The following is a 4431-nucleotide window of genomic DNA, read 5'->3' on the forward strand; positions in this document are numbered from 1 at the left end:
GGCTTCGAGAGCGTCGGCGACGAGGCCGGGGACGAGTTCCAGTACTCGGACATCATCGCCAAGCACTACGGCACCCGCCATCATAAGATCCACGTGGATTCGGCCTCGCGCCTGCTGCCGAACCTGCCCGGCTGCATCAGAGCCATGGCGGAGCCCATGGTGAGCCACGATGTCATCGGCTTCTATCTGCTCTCCCAGGAGGTGGCCAAGCACGTCAAGGTGGTGCAGAGCGGGCAGGGCGCCGACGAGGTCTTCGGCGGCTATCACTGGTATCCGCCCATGCAGGAAAGCACTGATGCCGTCATGGACTATGCCCGGGTCTTCTGCGACCGCAGCCACGACGAGTACCTGCGCGCGGTGCACCCTAGGCTGCACGGTGACGATTACAGCCGCGAGTTCATCCGCAGCCACTTCGCAATGCCCGGTGCCGAAGCACCGGTGGACAAGGCGCTGCGCATCGACCAGCTCATCATGCTGGTGGACGACCCCGTCAAGCGCGTGGACAACATGACCATGGCCTGGGGCCTGGAGGCGCGCGTGCCCTTCCTGGACCACGAGCTGGTGGAGCTCGCCGCGCGCATTCCCGCCGAGCACAAGCTCTGCGACGAGGGTAAGTGCGTGCTGAAGGCCGTCGGCCGCCGGGTCATCCCTAAGGAGGTCATCGACCGACCCAAGGGCTATTTCCCGGTGCCGGCGCTCAAATACCCCCGTGGCGAGGTGCTGGACATGATGCGCGACGCTGTGACCTCCCAGCGCGCCCGCGACCGCCAGCTCTTCCAGCCCGACTACGTGCAGGAGCTGCTGGCGGAGCCGGAGTCACACATCACCCCCCTGCGCGGCTCCAAGCTTTGGCAGGTGGCGCTGCTGGAGCTTTGGCTGCAGGAACATGGCGTTTGAAGAGAGTGCGAAGTGCGGAGTCCGGGGTGTGGATGGACGGCGGTCTCGGCGGTCTGCGCACTCCGCAACCGCGAAGCGCGCGTCGCAGCTCAGCAGCGCGCTCGGCGGCGTGTCGCTTCGCACCTCGCACTTCGCACTGAGCTTCCGAAACCCACCAGGCAGTCTGCCCGAGCAGTAACGACCGGGACGAGGGGACAATTCGATGACTAGCCCGAGAGACAGCATCCACCACCGGCTTGAGCGTAAGCGTGGCCCGTCGGTGAGCAGCTGGGATAACAAGCCGCGCAGTGACGACGAGACCTGGTCCGAGACCGTCATCGACTGTGGCTGGGGCCGGCTCATTTTCGGGCAGACCTTCAATGACGCGCAGCGCCTCGCCCGCTGTCTGCAGAACGAGCAGCCCGGGCGCCGCGACGTAGCGCTCTACCTACGCGACCCACATGTGGTGCTGTCTTATGCGCCGCAGGATCTGTTCTTGGACCCCTCCCACACCTTTCGGTTGTGGTTCGAGCGCTACCAATTCCGCCAGCGCCGCCCCAAGGGCTTTGTGGTTCGGCTGCTCACCAGCCACATGGATGCAGAGGCGGCGACGCGCCTCTACGCGTCGCGCAAAATGGTCCCACCGGAACCGGACTTCATCTTCGGCCAGCGCGCCTCACGGGTACTGCACTACTGGGTCGCGGAGGATCTCCAGGACGGCTCCATCCTCGGCGTGGTCTGCGGTGTCGACCATGTTGAGGCCTTCGGCGACTACGAGCATGGTGCCAGCCTGTGGGCGCTCTGCGTGGACTCCCAGGCGCCGTACCCTGGGATCGGCGAGAGCCTGGTGCGCCAAGTGGTGGAGTTCTATCAGGCCCGCGGGCGTGCCTTTCTGGATCTTTCCGTGATGCACGACAACCGCGGTGCCATCCGCCTTTACGAGAAGCTCGGCTTCGAGCGCGTGCCCGTGTTCGCGCTCAAGAACAAGAATGCCTACAACGAACCGCTCTTCATCGGCAGGCAGCCGGAGACCAATCTCAACCCCTATGCGTCGATCATTGTCAACGAGGCCCGCCGGCGCGGTATCGGCATCGGGGTCATCGATGCCGAGGCGGGCTACTTCGGCTTGAGCCTGGGCGGGCGGCGCATCGTATGTCGGGAGTCGTTATCAGAGCTCACCACCGCCGTTGCGATGAGCCGTTGTGACGACAAGGCCGTCACCCAACGGCTGCTGCGCCGCGCCGGCCTCAAGGTGCCGGAGCAGTGCGAGTTCGAGGCGCTCGACCAAGCAGAGGCCTTCCTAACCCAGCACAAGCGGGTGGTCGTCAAGCCCGCCCGCGGCGAGCAGGGCGCTGGCATCAGCGTCGACATCCGCTCCGTCGCGGAGCTGGAGCGGGCCATCAAAGCTGCGCGGCGAATCTGCGAGACCGTCATCCTAGAGCAGTTCTGCCCGGGGGACGATCTGCGCGTCATCGTGATCGACTTCGAGGTGGTGGCCGCCGCCATCCGCCGGCCGGCGCACGTGGTGGGCAATGGCCAGAACACCGTCAACGAGCTGGTCCAGATTCAAAGCCGGCGCCGGCGCGCCGCCACCGGCGGCGAGAGCTCCATTCCCATGGACGATGAGACCGAGCGCTGCGTGGCGCAGGCAGGCTACCGCATGGAGGACGTGCCGCCCGAAGGTGAGCTGCTGGTGGTGCGCAAGACCGCCAACCTGCACACGGGCGGTACTATCCACGACTGCACCGCCCAGCTCAGTCAGACGCTGGCGACCGCGGCACAAAAGGCGGCCCGGGAGCTTGACATTCCGGTGACGGGGCTGGATTTTCTTGTCCCTGACGTCGGCGGCTCGGAGTACGTGATCATCGAAGCCAACGAGCGCCCCGGACTCGCGAACCACGAGCCGCAGCCCACCGCCGAGCGCTTCGTCGACCTGCTGTTTCCGCAGACGGCGACGCGGCATCCAGCCAACCGAGAGCACAGCGTTTGAAAGCCGTACCCATCGACTCCGAGTACCTGCTCGACGTGCTGCTGAAGCTTTTGTTCACGCCCAGCCCGTCCGGCTATACCGACCGCGTGGTGCACCTCGTCTGCGAGGAGCTGGAGCGCATGGACGTGCCCTTCGAGCTCACGCGGCGTGGTGCTATCCGCGCCACGCTGAAGGGTGAGGCGGAGCGCCCGAACAAGGCCATCGTCGCGCACATCGACACCCTGGGCGCGATGGTCAAGGCCTTGAAGCCCAACGGCCGCCTGCAATTGGTGCCAGTGGGCCACTGGAACGCCCGCTTCGCCGAGGGTGCGCGCTGCACGCTCTTCACTGACCACGGCCAGCACCGCGGTACCATCCTGCCGCTGAAGGCCTCCGGGCACACCTTCGGGCCCGAAATCGACACCCAGCCCACGGGCTGGGACTATGTCGAGTTCCGCATCGACGAGCGGGTGTTCAATCTGGAAGACCTGTTGCGACTGGGCGTGCACGTGGGGGACTTCATCGCCATCGACACCACGCCCGAGGTCACCGATACCGGCTTCATCAACTCGCGCCACCTGGACGACAAAGCGGGTGCTGCACTGCTGCTCGCCGCGACCAAGGCCGTGAAGGAACAGGGCGTCGAGCTGCCCGTAGACTGCCATCCGCTTTTCACCATCTCCGAGGAGGTGGGCTCCGGGGCATCAGCGGCGCTGCATCAGGACGTGGCCGAGATGCTCACCATCGACAACGGCACCACGGCCCCAGGGCAGAACTCCAGCGAGTTCGGTGCGACCATCTGTATGGCGGATATGGGCGGGCCCTTCGATTACCACCTGACTCATCGCGTTATCCAGATCTGCCAGGAGTTCCAGATCCCGCATCAGCGCGACGTGTTCAAGTTCTACCGCTCGGACAGCGCCGCCGCGCTGGAGGCGGGCAACGACGTCCGCACGGCACTGGTCACCTTCGGCATCGACGCCAGCCACGGCTACGAGCGCATCCACCAGGAGGCGCTGGAGTCCATCGCCGAGCTGGTGGCCGTCTACATGCAGTCGCCGCCGCTCTACGCCCGCGACCGCTACGAAATGGGCCCGCGGGCGGGCTTCCCGACCATGCCTGGTTGAAGAAGGGCCAAGTGGCTGGAGGCCAGGCGGGCGCCGGGGCCTTTCCAGGCGCCCCCGCCGGCGCTAGAGTGGCGGTATGTCAACGGTCACTTTCGACACGCTGGAGCTTGTGGAGAAGCTCAAGACCGCCGGCTTTGCCCAAGAGCAGGCGGAGGCGGTGGTGCGCGTCATCGCCGATGCCCAACAAGAGCTCGTCACCAGGGAGTACCTCGACCACGCCCTGGAACGCGAATTCGCCTCGCAGCTCGGTCCCATCCGCACGGAGCTGGCCGTGCTCAAATGGATGATGGGCGTCGTCATCGGCGGCCTCGTCGCGCTCATCATCAAGAGCTTCTTTGTCTGATCCGTCTCGCGCCCGGCGCTTCAGCATGACAGACGAGCACTTCTACAACGATCTGGACGCGACCTTTGACCAGGTCTGGCAGCGGCTTGGGCGCGGGGCCGTAGATCGGCGCTCGG

The 4431-nt window shown here is 65.8% G+C and carries 5 protein-coding genes; all 5 read left to right on the forward strand.

Annotated elements, in window-relative coordinates; all coding sequences use genetic code 11:
• On the forward strand, positions 1–897 hold an 897-nt coding region (locus I6U14_RS01075), incomplete at its 5' end, for an asparagine synthase-related protein (RefSeq protein WP_296896166.1).
• A 202-nt stretch (positions 898–1099) separates the two neighbouring features.
• Positions 1100–2866, forward strand: a complete 1767-nt coding sequence (gene ngg / locus I6U14_RS01080) for an N-acetylglutaminylglutamine synthetase (protein WP_296896167.1) — start codon at positions 1100–1102, stop codon at positions 2864–2866.
• Positions 2863–3972 carry an osmoprotectant NAGGN system M42 family peptidase gene (locus I6U14_RS01085; RefSeq protein ID WP_296896168.1) on the forward strand — a complete coding sequence of 370 codons (1110 nt, stop codon included), beginning with the start codon at positions 2863–2865 and terminating at the stop codon, positions 3970–3972. The genes ngg and I6U14_RS01085 overlap by 4 nt, the downstream gene beginning before the upstream one ends.
• Positions 3973–4048: 76 nt before the next feature.
• Complete coding sequence (locus I6U14_RS01090; RefSeq protein WP_296896169.1) at positions 4049–4315, forward strand: DUF1640 domain-containing protein; 267 nt, start codon at positions 4049–4051, stop codon at positions 4313–4315.
• Between the two features lie 25 nt (positions 4316–4340).
• Positions 4341–4431, forward strand: a 91-nt coding sequence (locus tag I6U14_RS18205) for a hypothetical protein (RefSeq protein WP_367115605.1), incomplete at its 3' end; no start/stop codon positions are given.

Source organism: Thiohalocapsa sp., assembly GCF_019695415.1.
Classification (GTDB): Bacteria; Pseudomonadota; Gammaproteobacteria; order Chromatiales; family Chromatiaceae; genus Thiohalocapsa.